A 17,612-nucleotide genomic window follows, 5' to 3' on the forward strand; every position below is an offset into this window, starting at 1 on the left:
CGGTCACGACGAGACCTGCACCGGTCGCGACGGGATCTGCGCCGAAACGATCTCCTCGCCCGGCCACCCCAACTAGGCTCGTCCCCATGGACATTCTGGGAGCCACGCTGCGCGTATGCGTCGACGACCTGGAGACCGCGGTCCCCTTCTACGAACGCCTCACGGGCGCGAGCGCCCTCCGCTTCGAACGCGGTGGCGTGCAGGTGGCCGCCGTCGGTTTCTTTCTGCTGATGAGCGGGCCCGAGGCCGAGTTGGAGGTGCTGCGCAAGGTCACCGCGACGATCGCCGTCAAGGACGTCGACGAGGCCCACCGGCTGCTCTCGGAACTCGGCGCCCGCATCATCGCGGGCCCGGTGCCGACGCCGGTGGGCCGCAACCTGATCGCGATGCACCCGGACGGGACGGTGTACGAGTACGTGGACCGCAACGGGTAGTGCCTGCCCCGCGTCTCAGGACTCCGGCGGCCGCATGCGGAAGTCGTGGTGCGCCGGGAGCGGCTCGTCGCTGATCCGGCCCCACAGCCGGCCGATGGCCTCCGCCCCTTCCCGCAGATCGGCGACCTCGAAGCCCGCACGGAAGACATCTCCTGCCTCCTCGGGCCGCCCCTCCGCGAGCAGCAGCCCGGCCTCGATCAGACGGAAACGGCCGCGCTCCCGGGTCGCGGGGTGCAGCCGCTCCCAGACGCCGCGCGCCTGAGCGGTGCGCCGTACGGCGAGCAGGGCCTCGATCGCCTCGCGGCCCAGCGCGGCCGTGGCCGCCGTCCACCGTTCCCCGCCGTCGCGCCGCTCGTGGCACAGGTCGTCGAAGGCGTCGGCGTACCGGTCCGCGGCCCGCTCGTGATGGCCGGTGTCCTGGTCGGCGACGGCGAGGCAGCGCAGTAACGGCCAGAGCGACGGGGCGAGTTCGAGGGCCCGCTCCCAACTTCGCACCGCCTGCGCCCGGTCGCCGGCATGCCACTGGGCGACGCCCAGGTGGTATTCGGTCAGCGGGGTCGCGGGCGCGGTCTCCAGCATGTCCCGCCAGTGCGGGGCGACCAGGGTCTCGCCGGGCGGCCGCACGCGGCGCGGCTCGGGGAAGGTACCGGCGCGCAGCAGCTGCAGCCAGGGCTCCTGGGCGTCGCCGAGCGTGCCCTCGTCGAAGGGGGTGCCGGGCAACTTCCAGTCGGTGCGCGCCACTTCGAGCGCGCCCCAGCCGGAGCCGACGGCGAGGATCTCGCCGGGTTCGGTGTCGGCGCTCGGCTTCCAGGCGGCGTGGGCGGCGTCGACGTCGGCGCGCGGGAGTGCGGCTTCGAGTCGGGTCTCGGTCTCGTGCAGGACGGTGTTCCACTCCCCCGCCGGGGGTGATTCCAGCGGCCCGTACGCCTCCAGCCAGCTCACCTCGCTCTCCGCGTCCAGCAGCACGTGCTCCAACTGCGTGCGCGCGAGCCCTGCTTGGATCTCGCAGTAGCCGCCGGTGCCCGGTTCGGTGAGCCATTCCTGCCAGCGGCGCCCGCCGTCGCCGGTGCCCCACACGAACAGCTTGCGGCCGCGCAGCTCGTCGGTGGAGGTCTGCACGAGCCCGTGGCCGTCGGCATCGAGGGCGGCGATCCAACGGCGCCGGGCGTCCGGCAGCTCGTAGAAGTAGTCCGCGGCATAAGGGCTGTTGAGCGGGTACGTACGGTCGATTCCCTCGTACGACGGCACAGGCACCCGACGCAGCCGCCGCTCGTACCCGAAGTGCCAGGCCTCTTCCGCCGGTGCCAGCACCCGGCGTTCCTCGGGTACGGCGATGTTGGACCACCAGTAGGTCGGCACGGGCCGCTCGTGCGGATTGCGGATACGGACGCCGACGTACAGGAAGTCGGAGTGTTCCGGCAGCCAGAGGTCGACCTGGAAGGGCAGGTCGCGCAGGCGTTCCCACTCCCACAGCCGGAGCATCTCGCCGCCGTCGGGGGCGGGGACCCGGGCGGCATGCAGCGGGGAGCAGGCGAGGGTGGTGTGGCCGGTGGCGCCGATGTTCCATTCGATGCCGCCGGAGTACCAGGCGCCGTTGAGGGCGAAGTTGGCGGGCTGGAACACCGGGTTGCGGTAGAGGAGTTCGCGGTCGGTCGGCTTGTGGAAGAGGGAGACGACCCGGCCGCCCAGACCGGGCAGTACGGTGGCGCGCAACCGGTCGTTCTCGATCACCAGGGCGTCGATCTCTTGAGGTTCACGCGCCCGGCCGTAGCCGTCTCTCACCCGCACCGGCAGCAGACTGCGCAGTGGCGCGAGGCCGGCCTGACGTGCCATGTCCCTCGGCAGGTCGTACCGGTCGCGGTCCTCGATGCGGTGCATCTCGTGGAGCAGCCGCAGCGGAGGGAGCGGGTTGTCCGGACCCAACTCCGCTGCGGGCAACGTCAGTACCTCACGTCGGATCGTCGTCACGATCACCATGGAAGCCGCTCACCGGTGAGCTGGCCAGGGGACCTACCGGTCAGGATTCCGCAAAACCGGAACAGCCCGAGGTCGCGGTTCGCCGGCGCCCCGAAGGGGCGCGGGAAACTGCGCGACCAGCCACGATGTCGCGGCAGACGACCGACGGCGTACGGCGGCACTCACAGCGGAGCGCTCAGCGCCGAAGACCGCACTCCGGAGCCTCGGCTACGGCTTCCGCGGCCTGAAATCGACCGTCACCGGGGACGACACGATGAAGATCAACGCCGAGCCCGCATCTCGGTGGTGATCGCCCAGCGCTCGTGATCCCGCCAGGCCCCGTCGATGAAGATCATGTTCGGCGAGAAGCCTTCGAGGTGGAAGCCGCAGGAGCGGGCCAGCGCGATCGACGCGGCGTTCTGGGGCTGCACGTTGATCTCCAGGCGGTGCAGCCGCATCGGGCCGAACGCGTACCCCACGACGAGGTCGAGGCCTTCCCGCATCAGCCCGCGCCCGGCGGCGTGCGCGAAGGCGCCGTAACCGAGCGCGCCGCACTGGAAGCCGCCCTCGACGATGTTGTTGATGTTGATGAACCCGGCGATGGCTCCGGCGTCCACGCCGTCCCCGCCGTCCTTCTCGCAGACCAGGAACCCGGCCTTGGTCGGGTCCTCGATCAGCCGGCCCGCGTACGCGGTGTACGCGTTCGCGGTGTTCGGCGGGAACAGCCAGGGCTGGTGCAGGTCCTTGCTCTCACGCGCACGGGCGGAGAACTCGGCACCGTCCTCGTAGCTGAAGTGACGTATGCCCACGCGGGGGCCCTCGGCGAGGTAGCGGGATGCGATGTGCGGCATCCCGCCACCCTACGGCGGACCGGCTGCGCCGCCGCGCGAATTACGCCCGTGCGGCACTCCGGCGCCCGACGACGACTCAGCCGCCGAGCACGGGCAGCTCCAGCACCCCGGTGTCGCGGGGCGCGCTGACCACGGTCACCGGCTTGATCCCCCGGTTCCCGAAGTACGCGTCGTCGCTCGCCGCGATCACGAACCGCAGCCGGTGCCCCTTCTCGTACCGGTGCACGATGGCCGGCAGGGTCACGGTGAAGCTCTTGGTCACGTCCGGCACCCGGACCGGCGCGATCAGCCGACGCACCAGCGTCTTGGTGCCGTCGGGCGCGACGTCGTACAGCTTGGCGAAGAGGACGAGCTTGTCGGCCGCGTTGCCGGAGTTCTGCGCCGCCTTGGCCTTCGGGGAGACGACCTTCAGCGTGGCCCGGGGCGCGCCGACGACATCCGTGGTGCGGGCGAGCGGTTCGCTGGTCCAGCCGAGATAGGTGCCCGCGGTGTCGTACGGCCCCGGGTCCGGGATCTTGGCGATTCCGGCCAGCGAGCTCTCCGAATGGCTCGTGGGAATCAGCTGGTTGGTGTACGTACGGCTGCCGCGGGCCACCTTCTTGCGGTTGTCGACGAGCTTGCCGTCGCCGGAGAGGTAGTACCTCCGGCTGAGCGCGGGGAGCCGGTCGGCCGTGGCGTAGGTGCCGTTGGGGTCGGTGATCCAGTCGCGGTAGTAGGCGAAGGCCGGTCCGGTGTCGGTACTCGTCTGCTTGCCAAGGTAGCGGTCGAACCAGGAGAGGATCCGTCGGCCGACGTAACTGGTCTCCAAGTTGCCCTGGCTGAGGTTGAGTTCACCACCCGCCGGGTCGGTAATGCCGCCGCTGTGTCCCCAGGACTGCCAGATCATCTTGGCGGTCGTGCCCTGCGCCTTGAGCGTCTTGTACGTCGCTGTCGCCTCGTTGAGGTTGAAGAGGCTGTCGGCCTGCCCCTGGATCAGCAGGGTGGGCGCCTTGACCCGGCTCAGGTACGAGATCGGGGAGACGCTGTGGGAGTAGGCGAGCAACTCGGCGGTCTTGGCGGCCGGATAGGTTCCGGAGTTGAGCGTGCTGATGGTGTTGCACGCCCTGGTGACGAAGTGCAGACAGGTGAGGGCGTTGATCCGGGACGGGTCGAGGTTCGGCTGCGTCAGCGGCTGGCTCTCGCCGATGAGGTAGAACCCGTTGGCCCACTGCCACTTGAACGCGCCGGGGACGCTGCCGGAGGCGTTGTTCGGGTCCAGCGCGTAGGCGAGGTTGTTCCAGGTGATGAGAGGGACGAGCGCGTCGACACGGTGGTCGACCGCGGCCGTCGCCATCTGGATGGCCCCGCCGTACGAGCCGCCGATCATGCCGACCCGCGGGTCACCGGTGCCGTCGAGGGTGACGAAGTCGGCCCTGGTGCCGTCGTCCGCGGCGCGCTTGCCGCCCAGGAAGTCGATCAGCCGTGCGGCGGCCGTGCCGTCGATGCCCGGGTCGTCGAGCGAGATCAGACAGCCGGACCCGCCGAAGCCGAGCCCGGAGTAGATCAGGGACACATAGCCGCGCTCCGCGAAGGCCTTGCCGATGGCGTCGGTCGAACCGTCGGACTTGCTGCCGCCGAAGCCGTTCGTGGCGACCACGGCCGGAGCCGGGTGGGCTCTGTCGACACCCGCCGGGCGGTACAGGTCGGCGTCGACCGTGCAGGTGCGGCCGCCCGCCTGGACGGTGAACTTCAGCGCGGTGACGGTGTATTGACCGGCCGCGGCCGCGGGAGCGGTCAGCGCCAGGGGCACGGTGAGGGCCGCGCCCAGGGCGACGGCGAGGGGAGCTCGGGATCTGGGCACGCGTCGGGACACTGAGACCTCCACACTCAGGGCAGCCCTGCTTACCGACCAGTAAGTACTGGCCGGTTGTCATGGTGTGACACGTGTCAGAGGAGGTCAATCGCCCAGACGAGTGTTCTTGACGGATATTCAGTGAAGCCTGGTCGGTGCGGGCAGGTCGGGGAAGGACAGGTTGTCCGGTCGACGAAGGACAGACCCGCGAAGACAGGTCGGGCAGGCCGCTCAGCGCAGGGCGGGCTGATCGAGCGTCAGGGTGCGGGCGTCGGAGTCGAGTTCGGCCGTCACGCCGAACGGGACGGTCAACGCACCCGCGCAGTGCCCGAATCCGAACTCCTCCACGACGGGCACGCCCAGACCGGCGAGCCGGTCGACCAGGACCGCGCGCACTTTCTCGTACGGACCGCACTGCGCCCACGACCCGAGCGCGATCCCGGTGACGCCGTCGAGCCATCCGCCGCGCAGCAGCTGGGTGAGCATCCGGTCGATGCGGTACGGCTGTTCACCGACGTCCTCGATCAGCAGCAGCCCGCCACGGGCGCCGTCGCGGGCGTGCGGCGTCCCGAGGTCGGAGGCGAGCATGCTCAGACACCCGCCCAGCGTGACGCCCCGGGCCCGCCCCGCGACCAGGGTGGCGCCGTCGGAGGCGGCGATGGTGCGGACCGTCTCCGGAGCCAGCAGCGTGGCCTTCAGGTGCTCCTGCGCCCGGGCGTTCTTGATGAAGTCGACACCGGCGGCCGCCGGTCCGTGCAGGGTGACCAGGCCCAGCCGGGTGGCGAACGCCTGGTGCAGCACCGTGATGTCGCTGAAGCCCACGAACACCTTGGGCCCCGCGGCCCGCATCGCCTCCCAGTCGAGCAGGTCGACCATCCGCTGCGCTCCGTACCCGCCCCGCGCGCACAGCACCGCGTCCACCGAAGGGTCGCACCAGGCGCTCTGCAGGTCGGCGGCCCGGTCCGCGTCCGTGCCCGCCAGGTAGTCGAACCCGGCGTGCTGGTCCAGTACATGGGGAGCCACCACCGGGTCGAGGTCCCAGCCGCGCAGCACGTCGAGCCCCGCCTGCAGCCGCTCCTCGGGCACGGGCCCGCTGGGCGCGACGACGGCGACGCGGGCGCCGGGCGCGAGCCGGGACGGTCGTAGGAGTTCTCTCGCCTGATCGCTCACTTGCTCTCTCACGTGCTCGCTCACTTGGACAGTTCCAGGGTCGGGACGCCGTGCGTGTTCAGCCCGAACACCTGGGCGTACAGGGAGAGTTCGGACTCCAGGACGCGGATCATGGTGTCGGCCCGCCGGAAGCCGTGCCCCTCCCCCTCGAAGGCGATGTACGCGTGCGGGACCCGCCGTCCCGCCAGCCGCTCCAGGAACCGTTCGCACTGCGCGGGCGGGCAGATCACGTCGTCCAGGCCCTGCAGCAGCAGGAAGGGCGCGGTGATGCGGTCGGCGTGCTCGGCGGGCGACCGCTCCGCGTACCGGCCGGGCACCTCGGCGAGCGGCCCGACCAGGGTCTCCAGGTACCGCGACTCGAAGTCGTGGGTCTCCCCCTCGCCCCAGCCCGCGAGATCGAGGATCGGGTAGAGGATCGTGCCGCAGGCGTACACATCGGTCTGGGTGAGCGAGGCGGCCGTGGTCCAGCCGCCCGCGCTGCCGCCGCGGATCGCGAGCCGGCGGCGGTCGGCGGTGCCCTCGTCGGCGAGGGCGAGGGCGACGGCCGCGCAGTCCTCGACGTCCACCACGCCCCACTGCTCGCGCAGCCGGTCCCGGTACGAGCGCCCGTGCCCGGTCGAGCCCCCGTAGTTGACCTCGGCGACGCCGATGCCACGGGAGGTGAAGTAGGCGATCTCCAGGTCCAGCACGAGCGGTGCCCGGCTGGTGGGGCCGCCGTGCGCCCGGACGACGTACGGCGGCAGCTCGTCGCCGGGCGAGACGCAGCCGGGGTTGTGGGGCGGGTAGATGTGCGCGTGGATGTCGCGTCCGGCGGGGCCGGTGAACGTGCGGATCTGGGGCTCGGGATAGTGGGCGGGGTCCACGGCGTCGTCGTGCTCGGCGCCGATCACCCGGGCCCGGCCCGTACGGGTGTCGAACTCCACCACCTCGTACGCGCTGCGCGGGCTGGCCCCCACGGCGACGACGCGCTCGCCGTGCACCGCGAGCGTGGGCCCGAACTCGGTCCAGGGGCCGGCCGCGTCGACGACCTCGCCGGTCTCGGGGTCCAGTATCCCGAGCGCGCTGGCGCCGCGGCCGTGCACGACGGCGATCAGGCCGCTGTCCAGCGGGGCGAACCAGCGCTGGCCGAGCTTCCACAGCGGCCCGCCGAACTCCTCCTCGCGCGGGCAGATCGGGGCGCCGTCGCGGTAGAGGTTCCACCAGCCGGTGCGGTCGCTCGCGTGCAGGAGCGAGCCGTCCGGGGCCCAGTCCGCCTGGGCGATCGACTCGTCCGGGCCTCCGGCGACCGTCCGCGCCTGTCGGAGCGTGCCGTCGTCGCCGACCTCGGCGACGATCAGTTCCGTGCCGTCCCACGGCATGCGGGGATGGTCCCAGGCCAGCCAGGCCGCGCGCCGCCCGTCGGGCGAGACGCGGGGACCGGTGACGAACCGGTGCCGGTCGTCGGTGAGTTCGCGTACGGCGTCCCGGTCCTGGGCCGCCGAGCCGTCCAGCGGCACCGCGGCCAGGACGCGGCGCACGTCGGTGGGTCCGTCGCCGGTGAACTCCTCGAGCACGCACCACACTTCACCGCGCTCGGGGCGCAACTGCGGCTCCGCCCAGCGCAGTCCGCCGCCCACGAGGGACACGGGGGTGAGGGGGCGCGGGTCGCTTCCGGGCTCGTACCGATAGAGCCGCTGGTCGGCGAAGTTCACGAACACCAGGAGCGGTCGGCCGTCCAGCAGAGTGCCGGCCCAGGGGTGTCCGCCGTACTCGATGACGCGGCTGCGGACGTTCCACGGTGCGGGCAGGACCGGCTCCTCCCGGCCGTCGGCGCGCCGCCGCACCAGGGTGCGACGGCCGCCCTCGGCGGGCCGTGGCTCGGTCCACCACGCCTCGTCGCCGACGAAGCCGACGTATTCGGGGTGCCCGTCGTGCGCGGCGGCGAGCGCCGCGTCGATGGGCGAGGGCCAGGATCCGTACGCCAGGGTCTGCACGTTCTCCCCCAACTCGCCTAGGCGTCGCGCAGGAAGCGGTCGAGGACGCGGACACCGAAGTGCAGCGCCTCGACCGGGACCCGCTCGTCGACCCCGTGGAACATGGCCTGGTAGTCGTAGCCCTCCGGGAGCTTCAGCGGTGTGAAGCCGTACCCGGTGATGCCGAGCCGCGAGAACTGCTTGGCGTCCGTGCCGCCCGACATGCAGTACGGCACCACATGCCCCTCGGGCGCGAACTCCTCGACGGCGGCACGCATCCTCGCGTACGTCGGCGAGTCCAGCGGCGCCTGGAGTGCCACCTCACGGTGGTGGAACTCCCAGTCCACGTCGGGCCCGGTGAGCCGGTCGAGGGTGGCGCGGAACTCGTCCTCGCCGTCCGGCAGATACCGTCCGTCGACGTGCGCCACGGCTTCCCCCGGGATCACGTTGATCTTGTAACCGGCGTCCAGCATGGTCGGGTTGGCGCTGTTGCGTACGGTCGACTCGACGAGCTTGGCGGCCGGACCGAGCTTGTCGAGCAGCCCGTCCACGTCGCGCAGGTCGGTCTCGATGCCGTACAGCGCGGCGAGTTCGGTCAGGGCCGCGCGCACGGTCTCAGTCAGCCGCAGCGGCCACTCGTGCTCACCGATCCGCGTGATCGCTGCCGCGAGGCGGGTGACGGCGTTCTCCTTGTTGACCTTGGATCCGTGCCCGGCGCGCCCGCGCGCGGTGAGCTTGAGCCAGCCCGTGCCGCGCTCACCGGCCGCGATGGGATAGATCTGCCGCCCGCTGCCGTCGTGGAAGGTGAAGGCCCCCGACTCGCTGACGCCCTCGGTGCAGCCCTCGAACAGGTCCGCGTGCTGATCGGCGAGGAACCCGGAGCCGTCCTCGGCGCTGGCCTCCTCGTCCGCGGTGAACGCGATCACGACGTCGCGCCGGGGCCGCACACCCTCCCGCGCCCAGCCCCGTACGACGGCGAGGATCATCGCGTCCATGTTCTTCATGTCGACCGCGCCACGCCCCCAGACGACCCCGTCCCGGATCTCCCCGGAGAAGGGGTGCACGCTCCAGTCGTCGGCCTGGGCCGGTACGACGTCCAGGTGACCGTGCAGCAGCAGTGCGTCGGCGGACGGGTCGGTGCCCTCGATACGGGCGACCACGTTGGCACGGCCCTTGGTGCGCTCCAGGAGCGTGGGCTCCAGGCCCGCCCCGGCCAGCTGCTCGGCGGCGTACTCGGCGGCGGGCCGTTCCTGGCAGTCGCCGCCGCCGCGGTTGGTGGTGTCGATGCGGATGAGGTCGGAGGTGAACCGGACGACCTCGTCCAGAGCCTGCTGGTCAGCCATACTGCTCCTCCACGGCGGCCGAGACGATCGTGGTGACCGCCTTGAAGGTACGAATCCCCTCGTACATGGTCCCGCTGGTGTACGCCACCTTCCGCTCCCCGATCCGGTGGACGCCCGGCACGACCGTGGCGGCCATGGCGAGGTGTTCGGCGTCGAACTCGAGGGCGACGGTGAACGGCCCTGCCTGGACCGGTTCCTGACGGACCGCCAGCTGTGCGGCCTCCTTGGCGGCGGCGCGGATGTCGCCCGCGGTCCTGGCCGGCGTGCGGCACACCGCCGCGTACCGCGAGACATGGTCCTTGACGGCGACCTTCAGCGCCTCGGGCGCGTACCCGAGGGCGTCCTCGCAGGCCACGTCGTCGCCGGTGACGAGGACGACGGGCACCCCGTACTCGGCGACGACGTGCGCGTTGAGCAGACCCTCACTCGCCCGTACGTCGTTCAGCCAGACCCCGGTGATGGAGTTGGCGAGGTAGGTGTGGGCGAGGACGCCCTCCATGCCCGCGCCGGCGTGATAGCCGACGAACGCGATGCCGTCCACGTCCCCGTGCTGCACGCCCTCCACCATGGAGAGGGACTTGTGGCGGCCGGTGAGCATCTCGGTCCGCTCGTCCAACTGCTCCAGCAGCAGGTTGCGCATGGTCCAGTGGGCCTCGTTGACGAGGACCTCGTCGGCGCCGCCGTCGAAGAATCCCAGCACGGCGGCGTTGACGTCCGAGGTGAACATCGAGCGGCACCGTTCCCACTGCGGTGTCCCGGGCAGCACATCGGCCGGCCAGGTCACCCCCGTCGCGCCCTCCATGTCTGCGCTGATCAGGATCTTCATGTTGCGTCACGTTACGCGCCACGGGAGGAACCGGCCAGGAAGGGCCCTTTCCGCGTCAGAGCGACACGGCAACGGCGTTGAACGTCGTCTCCGGCGTCTGCGGGCTGGTGAAGCGGGCGTTGACGAGGTACAGGCGGTCGCCGAAGCGGGCGGCGGTCGTGGGGACGTCGAAGCGGGGGTCGGTGATCGTGCGGCGCAGGGTGGCGGTGGTGGCCCTGGCGTCGAGGGCGAACACACTGATCAGGTTCAGCCGGTTCTGTACGACGTACAGCGTGCGGCCTATGCGCCACAGGCCGTCGCCGTTGGCCACGTTCTCCGCGCCGACCAGGGCGATCTCGGTGGCGGACCCCGACTTGAGGCTGACGTTGTACAGCTTGCCGGGCGTGCTGCTGACGACGATCAGGCCGCGGTCGTCGGGGGTGCCCACGATCCCGTTGGCGTTGTTGACGTCCGGCGTCTGCACCCAGTCGCCGCTCAGCGGCAGGGCGCGCACGGCGCCCTTGCGGCCACGCGGTACGCCGTACAGGACGGCGTCGCGCGAGTCGGTGAACCAGGCGCGGTCGCCGAGCAGGGTGACGTCGTTGATGAAGTGCCCGGTCGCGTCGGTCAGTTGGACCGTGGTCACGATCTCGCCGGTGCGGGAGTCGTGGATGCGGGCGACTCCGGTACTGCCCGCGACGTACAGCAGGCCGTCGCGGTCCAGCTTCAGCCCGACGGCCACCTGGCCGGTCGCGCCCGCGTGGAGGACCCCGCCCTCGCCCGTGCGCAGGTCGGTGCGGTAGATGCCGCCGTTGGCGCGCGAGCCCATGTAGGCATACGGCCTGCTGCCGATCGCGATGCCCTCGGGAAGCCAGCCGTCGGGGAGCGGGAACTCCGTCGGCCAGGTGGCTCTGCCCGTGGAAGGCGTGGCGCTCGCGGTGCCCGTGCCGGTCGCCACCGCGAGCGTGGTCAGGGCGGCTCCGCCGAGCACGGCGCGCCGGGATGGGCGGGAGTGGTTCGAGGTCATGGTTCGGGCCTCCGTGACGTGGGGTGGGACTCGGCGAACTCGCGAACTTTGCGAACCTTGGGAACTCGATGACCCGACCTTGGTCGAGATTTCGAATTCTGTTCGTTTAAAACGAACTGCCCTCCGCGGGAGTTCCCCGGCGGCCCCACCCTCACCTCAAGGCGTCGGCCTCAGCTCGTCCGCCCCGCCACCACCCACTTCGACGGCAGCTCGATCCGGCTGCCGTCGGGGCCGAACTCGGTGGTGATCAGCGGGAGTTCACCGCCGGCCAGGATCGAGAGGCCGGCCGTTCTCAGATACTCGGGCACGGCTTCGTCGGCCACTTCACCGGGAGCGATGCCGTGCTGGAAGATCGGCGCGAGCTTGGGCGGCGGTCCCGCGGGGTTCTGCGCCAGACCCACCAGGACGGGCTTGGCGGCCTCGGAGAGTTCCACGAGGAAGAGCCGGCCGCGCTCGCCGACGAGCGCGGCGAGCCCGTCCACCATGGGCTGCCGGTCGTCGGGTTCGGCCTGGTGCAGGACACCGCGCATATAGACGTTGGCGTCGCCGAGTTCCGCGTGCAGCGTCTCCGTCTCGCTCTTCTCGACGGCGTCGAGCACGCGGTACGTCGCCTGCCCGGCGGGGTCGGCGTGCCGGGCGTGGTCGAGCGCGGCGGCGGACAGATCGGCGCCGACGACGTGCGGGAAGCGGTCGGCGAGGAAACGGGTCTGGGTGCCGTTTCCGCAGCCGAGGTCGACCATCGCCAGGCCGGGGGCGGTGAGGTGCGGCTCGAACAACGCCAGGTGTACGCCGACGGTCAGGGCCGGCTCCGCGTCCCAGAACACGGCCCCCCGTTCCTCGGGGGCCTCACGCCAGAAGCCCTCCCAGGCCTCCCGGTACCGACTCGTCACGCTCATGCCGAACTCCCCAGGGTGCGACGCCGACCCGTCTCAAGTGACGGGCCAGTACGGTCTATCGCGCCCTGGTCACGGCTTCAAGCGCGTGGCGCATACCTTCACGCCGCATTCGAGCGGCACGCGCCCCCGTACGCCTCTCACGCCTCTTGGCGCGGCGTCGGCGCCGGTGCCGTGCGGTCAGCGCCGCGGCAGGGTCAGCTCGAACCAGACGGTCTTGCCCGCCTTCGTACGGCTGGTGCCCCACTCGCGGGCGAGGGTGCTGACGACACGCAGCCCGCGCCCGAACTCGTCCTCCGGGCCGGCGCTCCGCAGCGTCGGCAGGTCGTGGTCGTCGTCGTCCACCTCGCACAGCAGGGTGTCGCCGCGGACGAGCCGCAGTTCGACGGGGCGGCTGTGGGAGTGCCGTACGGCGTTGGTGACGAGCTCGCTGACCAACAGCTCCGCGGTGGGGGCGAGTTTCGCGAGCCCCCAGTCGTGGAGCTGTTCACGGACGACGGCACGCGCGCGGCCGACCTCGATCGGGTCGAGGGCGAGGCGCCACTCGGCGACGTCGTCCGGCTCGACGCCGTTGAGCCGGACCAGCAGCAGGGCGACATCGTCCTTGCGGCCGCCACACGTGTTGAGGGCGCGGATGATCGTGTCGCAGGCGTCGTCCATGGAGGCGGCCGGGTGGGCCGCGGACTCGCACAGCGTCGCCAGGCCCACGCCGATGTCCTCGCCGCGCACCTCGACGAGCCCGTCGGTGCACATCACGAGCCGGTCGCCGGGCTGCACGCGCACGCGTACCGCCTCGAAGGGCACCCCGCCGACGCCGATCGGCGCGCCCGTCGGCAGGTCGAGCAGCTCGCTGCGGCCGTCCCCGGCGCGGACCAGTACGGGCGGGATGTGCCCGGCGTTGGCGATGTGCAGCTCGTTCACGATCGGGTCGTAGACGGCGTACAGACACGTCGCGAGGTAGTTGTCGCCGAGGCGCTGGGCGAGGTCGTCGAGGTTGCGCAGGAGCTGGGCGGGCGGCAGGTCGAGGGCCGCCATGGTCTGCACGGCCGTACGCAACTGGCCCATCATGGCGGCCGAGTTGAGGCCATGACCCATGACGTCGCCGACGACGAGGGCGGTGCGGGCGCCGGGGAGCTTCACCGAGTCGAACCAGTCGCCGCCGACGCGTCCGAGGAGCGTGCCCGGCAGATAGCGGGTGGCGATGTCGCAGCCCGCCATGCGCGGCGGGATGTGCGGCAGCATGCTGTCCTGGAGGGTCTCGGCGACGCTCTCCTGGTACGTGTACATGCGCGCGTTGTCGAGCACGAGGCCCGCGCGGGCGGCGAGTTCGGCGCCGGTGACGCGGTCCATGTCGTTGAACTCGACGCGCTCCGGGTGGCGCAGCAGGATCATGAAGCCGAGTACCACGTTGCGTGCCTTCAGGGGCACGATCAGCATGGAGCGGTGGGTGATCAGCGGCCGGATGTCCCGCTTCTCGAACTGCGAGGCGATGGCGTGGCCCATCTCCTCGCTGATGCGCGGCACGAGGACGGGCTCGCCGCTGGTCATGCACTGGAAGAACGGTGTGTGCGCCGGGAACGGCATGGCCTCGCCGACGGGCACGACGTCGTCCCAGCGGCCGGGTTCGTCGGTGTGCTCGAGGGCGACCCGGTGCCACATGGTGGTCGTGTCCGGAACGCCGTCGGGGAACCCCTCGCCGGCGACGACCTGTTCGCGCAGATAGGTGCCGGCCACGTCCGTGAAGCGCGGGACGACGGCCCTGCTGACCTCGATGATGGTGCGGGACAGGTCGAGTGAGGTGCCGATCCTCCCGCTGACCTCGTTGAGGAACTCCAGGTGTTCGCGTACGGCGGCGTACTCCAGGTCCTCGGCCTCGTCGGCCGCTTCCTTTGCCACCGGCAGGCCTTCGGCCGCCGCCTTCGCGGCCCGCTCGCGGCGCGCCTTGCGCTCGGCGCGCCGGGGCACGCCCCAGTCCGGCGTGACGGGCACCCGGTCGTTCTGGCTGAACTCCAGGACCGGATAGCCCAGTTCGAGGACCTGGGAGACGATGCGGGCGCCTTCGTCGACGCTCATGCTGGGCAGGATCTCGGGCAGCCGGCGGGCCAGTTCCTCGGCGCCGGGGAAGTCCGTGTGCAGGGCGAAGCCGGGCGCGATCCGCTCGAACGCCATGTCCGCGTCGTTGTCGTCGAATTCGTCCTGCCGGAGTCCGCCGGCGTCGGCGGCGAGGACGAGCAGCCGCTCCTGCCCCGGGCCGACGAGGGGGTACGCCCACCACAACACGTCGACGCGGTCTTCGTGTTCGGGGACGGTGAGGCGGGCGCGGCCCGCGGCCGGGTAGGAGAACCTGCCGTCGAGGGACGATTCGAGGCCGGGGCCGAGTCCGTCGTACGCCGCGTACGCCCCGTAGGGGCTGACGTCCTCCTCCTCGGGCAGCGCACCGGCGACGGGCAGCAGGTCGACCGCCGAGTGCCCGATCGCGTCGTCCTTGGGGACTCCGAAGAGCAGACCGGCACCCCTGCTCCAGTGGGAGACGAGGCCGTCGCGGTCCACCACGACCACGGCCAGGGGGACGCGGCCTGCCGCGGCGGGCTCCGGCGCCACGCTGTTCCCAGCTCCGCGGCTGGGAGGTGCATCCCTCTCGGTGCCACGGTCGGTGCCACTTTCCATGGCCCAGGCCCTCTCTCCCCACGGCTCCGCAAGATCTGTGCCGCCTCGTCCACCGTACGGCTCCGGCCGTTGGTGATGTGCGGCAATGCGGGAATTGGTGCGGCGCGACGGACTCCGCGCGCGGGGGCGCGCGCCGGGCGTGTGAGGCCGCGTCAGTCTTCGTGCCCCAACTGCAGGTCCCGCTCGGTCCGTCCGCCTCCCGCGACCTGGAGCACGGTGGCCACCGGCGGGTAACCGGCGGCGATGACGGTGTACTCGCCGGAGGACAGGTCGACGAACCGGAACGTTCCGTCGGGGCCGGTGGTGAGCGTGTCCACGACGTTGCCCGCCGCGTCGAGCAGCGTCACGCGCGCGTCCTCGACGGGCCGTCCGCCGCCCGCCCGTACGGTGCCGCGCAGCACGGCGCCGCCCGCGAGTTCGACGTCCTGGCGGGTCTCCCGGGAGGCCTGGACACTCACGGGGAGGGCGGCCGGGCGGTACGCGGGCGCACTGGCGGCGAGGGTGTACTCGCCGGCCACCAGCTCGGTGATGACGTAGCCGCCCTCGCGTCCGCTGCGGGTGGTGGCGACGACCTCGCCGTGAACGTTGGTGAGCGTGACGGCGGCGTCCCGCACGGGGGTGCCGTCGGCGGTCAGCACATGGCCGGCGAGGCGTCCGGCGCCGCCGAGGACGACGTCCAGCTCGACGGGGCGCTCGCCGACGGTGACGGAGACGGCCTGCGGCTGGTGGCCGCCCGCGGCGGCGATGAGGACGTAGGACCCCGAGCCGGGCGTGGACAGCGCGTATCGCCCGTCCTCGCCGCTCGCGCCCCGTCCGATCTGCTGTCCGGACACGTCGATGAGCGTGAGCGCCGCGCGGGGGACGACGGTCCCGTCGGGGTGCTGCACCGTGCCGCAGACGGGAATTCCGGCGGCGTACTGCGAACGAGCCTGCGGGATGGGGGCGTTCACGGGCACGGGCTCCGTTTCGGCGGCGTGGGGGGACGCTGCGCTGTTCAAGAGGGGGATCTCCTTGAGGAAGAAGGCGATGACCAGGCCGAGGGCGAGCACCGGCACCAGGTAGAGGAAGATCCGGGGCATGGCGTCGGCGTACGCCCGGATGTAGTCGTCGCGCAGCGGCGCGGGCAGCGCGTGGACGAGCTGCGGGGTGATGGAGTCCGGGTCGGGAAGCTGTGCACCCGCGCGCGTGGGGAGGCGTTTCGCCAGGGCGTCCGCGAGCCGGTCGGCGAACAGGGTCCCGAAGATCGCGGCGCCCACGCTGCCGCCGATCTGCCGGAAGTAGTTGTTGGCGCTGGTGGCTGTACCGAGGTCGGCGGGGCGCACGGAGTTCTGCACGGCGAGGATCAGGACCGGCATCACCATGCCGATGCCGGCGCCGAGGACCGCCATCCAGATGCTGTAGTGCAGCCGGGGCGTGTCGACCTCGAGCCGGGACAGCAGCCACATGCCGAGGACGGACACGGCACTGCCGAGGACCGGGTAGATCTTGTAGCGCCCGGTGTGGCTGATGAGTTGCCCGGAGACGATCGAGGCGCCGACGATCCCACCCATCATGGGCAGCATCAGCAGGCCCGACTCGGTGGCGGAGGCCCCGTCGACCATCTGCAGGAAGGTCGGCAGATAGCTGGCGGCGCCGAACAGCGCGACGCCGATCACCAGGCCCACCAGGCCGGTGACGTTGAAGACCGAGTCCCTGAACAGCCGCAGCGGGATGAGGGGTTCGGCGGCGAAGTGCTCGGCGAGGAGGAAGAGGACGGTGGCGGCCACCGCTCCCGCACCGAGGCCGAGGATCACCCGCGAGCCCCACGCGTACTCGGTGCCGCCCCAACTGGTCAGCAGGACGAGGCAGGTGGAGGCGGCCGCGAGCAGCAGCGCGCCCAACACGTCGAACCGCGGCTTGACTTGGGGCTTCGGGAGCTTCAGTACGACGGTGACGACGGCCAGGGTGAGGACGCCGAAGGGGACGTTGAAGTAGAAGCACCAGCGCCAGGAGAGGTGGTCCGTGAAGTAGCCGCCGAGCAGGGGTCCGGCGACGGACGCGAGGCCGAACGCGGCGCCGATCAGGCCCATGAAGCGGCCGCGCTGCCGGGGCGGCACGATGTCCGCGATGATCGCCTGCACGCCGATCATGAGTCCGCCGGCGCCGATGCCCTGAACCGCGCGGAAGGCGATCAACTGGTCCATGCTCTGCGCCCGGCCCGCGAGCGCCGAGCCGATCACGAAGACGACGATGGCGAACTGGAAGACACCCTTGCGGCCGAGCAGGTCGCCGAGCTTGCCGTAGACCGGCAGTCCGACGGTGGCCGTGAGCAGGTAGGCGGTGATCGCCCAGGACATCTTGTCCAGACCGTGCAGCTCGCCGACGATCTTCGGGAGCGCGGTGGCGACGATCATCTGCTCCAGGGCGGCGAGGAGCAGCGCCAACATCAGCCCCAGGAAGACCAACCGCACTTGGCGCGGGCCCAGTTCGGCCGTCGCGGCCGGAGCAGCGGCAGGGGCCTGCGGGGGCGCCACGGCCGCTTCGCCCCGCAGTTCGCCCTGCACCAGAGTGGTCCCGCCCACGTACCGCTCCCCTCGTCGCGCTGCCGCACAATTCCCGCTTTGGGCGACAACTACGAGCAAGCGCGACGAGTTACGGCATACCGGCGTGCGGAACGGAGATCCACTCGAACCGGTGAGGGAGG

12 protein-coding genes are annotated in these 17,612 nt (G+C 71.6%); 1 reads left to right on the forward strand and 11 read right to left on the reverse strand.

The window, feature by feature from the left end; all coding sequences use genetic code 11:
• The first annotated feature begins 86 nt into the window (after positions 1 to 86).
• A complete protein-coding gene (locus tag OG303_RS11925; RefSeq protein ID WP_405867645.1) occupies positions 87 to 434 on the forward strand; it encodes a VOC family protein in 348 nt (115 codons plus the stop codon).
• Positions 435 to 449: 15 nt separating this feature from the next.
• Here OG303_RS11925 and OG303_RS11930 read toward each other — a convergent pair whose 3' ends face one another.
• The 11 genes from OG303_RS11930 to OG303_RS11980 all read right to left on the reverse strand — a co-directional run bounded on the left by OG303_RS11930 (position 450) and on the right by OG303_RS11980 (position 17,490).
• Positions 450 to 2,411: a DUF5107 domain-containing protein gene (locus OG303_RS11930; RefSeq protein ID WP_405867647.1), complete on the reverse strand. Its 1,962-nt coding sequence runs from the start codon at positions 2,409 to 2,411 to the stop codon at positions 450 to 452.
• A gap of 260 nt (positions 2,412 to 2,671) precedes the next feature.
• Entirely contained in the window at positions 2,672 to 3,241 is a 570-nt protein-coding gene (locus OG303_RS11935) for a GNAT family N-acetyltransferase (RefSeq protein WP_405867649.1), read from the reverse strand.
• A gap of 76 nt (positions 3,242 to 3,317) precedes the next feature.
• Positions 3,318 to 5,093 (reverse strand): CocE/NonD family hydrolase, encoded by a 1,776-nt coding sequence (locus OG303_RS11940; RefSeq protein WP_405867651.1) that lies wholly within the window; start codon positions 5,091 to 5,093, stop codon positions 3,318 to 3,320.
• Positions 5,094 to 5,303: 210 nt separating this feature from the next.
• Positions 5,304 to 6,254: an LD-carboxypeptidase gene (locus OG303_RS11945; RefSeq protein ID WP_405867653.1), complete on the reverse strand. Its 951-nt coding sequence runs from the start codon at positions 6,252 to 6,254 to the stop codon at positions 5,304 to 5,306.
• Between the two features lie 8 nt (positions 6,255 to 6,262).
• Positions 6,263 to 8,215 carry a prolyl oligopeptidase family serine peptidase gene (locus OG303_RS11950; RefSeq protein WP_405867655.1) on the reverse strand — a complete coding sequence of 651 codons (1,953 nt, stop codon included), beginning with the start codon at positions 8,213 to 8,215 and terminating at the stop codon, positions 6,263 to 6,265.
• Positions 8,216 to 8,232: 17 nt separating this feature from the next.
• Entirely contained in the window at positions 8,233 to 9,537 is a 1,305-nt protein-coding gene (locus tag OG303_RS11955) for a M20/M25/M40 family metallo-hydrolase (RefSeq protein WP_405867657.1), read from the reverse strand.
• Positions 9,530 to 10,363 (reverse strand): M55 family metallopeptidase, encoded by an 834-nt coding sequence (locus OG303_RS11960; RefSeq protein WP_405867659.1) that lies wholly within the window; start codon positions 10,361 to 10,363, stop codon positions 9,530 to 9,532. The genes OG303_RS11955 and OG303_RS11960 overlap by 8 nt, the downstream gene beginning before the upstream one ends.
• A gap of 55 nt (positions 10,364 to 10,418) precedes the next feature.
• The gene (locus OG303_RS11965) at positions 10,419 to 11,369 is read right to left on the reverse strand and encodes an SMP-30/gluconolactonase/LRE family protein (protein ID WP_405867661.1); all 951 of its coding nucleotides are present in this window, start codon (positions 11,367 to 11,369) and stop codon (positions 10,419 to 10,421) included.
• A 170-nt stretch (positions 11,370 to 11,539) separates the two neighbouring features.
• A complete protein-coding gene (locus OG303_RS11970; RefSeq protein WP_405867663.1) occupies positions 11,540 to 12,265 on the reverse strand; it encodes a class I SAM-dependent methyltransferase in 726 nt (241 codons plus the stop codon).
• A 177-nt stretch (positions 12,266 to 12,442) separates the two neighbouring features.
• Positions 12,443 to 14,929 carry a SpoIIE family protein phosphatase gene (locus OG303_RS11975; protein ID WP_405867665.1) on the reverse strand — a complete coding sequence of 829 codons (2,487 nt, stop codon included), beginning with the start codon at positions 14,927 to 14,929 and terminating at the stop codon, positions 12,443 to 12,445.
• A 152-nt stretch (positions 14,930 to 15,081) separates the two neighbouring features.
• A complete protein-coding gene (locus OG303_RS11980; RefSeq protein WP_405867667.1) occupies positions 15,082 to 17,490 on the reverse strand; it encodes an MFS transporter in 2,409 nt (802 codons plus the stop codon).
• Positions 17,491 to 17,612 lie beyond the last annotated feature (122 nt).

The sequence above is a fragment of the Streptomyces sp. NBC_00005 genome, from assembly GCF_045160215.1.
Classification (GTDB): domain Bacteria; phylum Actinomycetota; class Actinomycetes; order Streptomycetales; family Streptomycetaceae; genus Streptomyces.